The sequence below is a fragment of the Arthrobacter sp. SO3 genome (assembly GCF_020532825.1).
Lineage (GTDB): Bacteria > Actinomycetota > Actinomycetes > Actinomycetales > Micrococcaceae > Arthrobacter.
The window spans coordinates 1-527 of record NZ_MQTS01000196.1 but is presented as its reverse complement, the minus strand read 5'-3'; the positions used below and the strand labels follow the sequence as shown (position 1 = coordinate 527).

General features: G+C 64.5%; 1 protein-coding gene. It reads right to left on the bottom strand.

Translation table 11 applies throughout. The features are described from left to right. On the bottom strand, nt 1-357 hold a 357-nt coding region (locus tag BJQ90_RS18505), incomplete at its 3' end, for a Crp/Fnr family transcriptional regulator (protein WP_226761669.1). Nucleotides 358-527 lie beyond the last annotated feature (170 nt).

Genomic DNA, 527 nt, shown 5'->3' with positions numbered 1-527 from the left:
GAGCATCATCTCCCCGAACACCGCGCCCGGTTCCAGGATGGCCATCGTCAGGGCCTTGCCGTCCTCGGCGACCCGGAAAATACGCACCCGGCCTGACTTGAGGATGAACAGCGCTTTCACGGGCTGGCTCTGGCTGAACAGCAGTTCCCCGCGGCGGAACAGCCGGGCCGGGGCCATGAGGTCCATGGCCTCGATCTCCTGCGCGCTCAGGTCAGCAAACAGGTCAACTTCGTTCAAACAGCTGAACGGGTCAGCGGGTCCTGCCATCAGTGTCTCGGCCTCTCGTTGCCGCGGGGCCCACGGGCGCAGGTCTCCGGAGACGGTGGCCGCCACATCGACCCGGCAGGTATCGGTCATGCCTGGCTCTTCAGGACGCGGACCGCCACCAGTCCCAGAATAACGCCGTAGATCAGGTGGCCCATGAGGCTCATCAGGGCGGTGAGGTCAATGGCGAACACGGGCATGCCCATCATGACCGGCATGATCATCAGCGGACCAAGAACCCACCAGATGGCACCGTAGCCGAG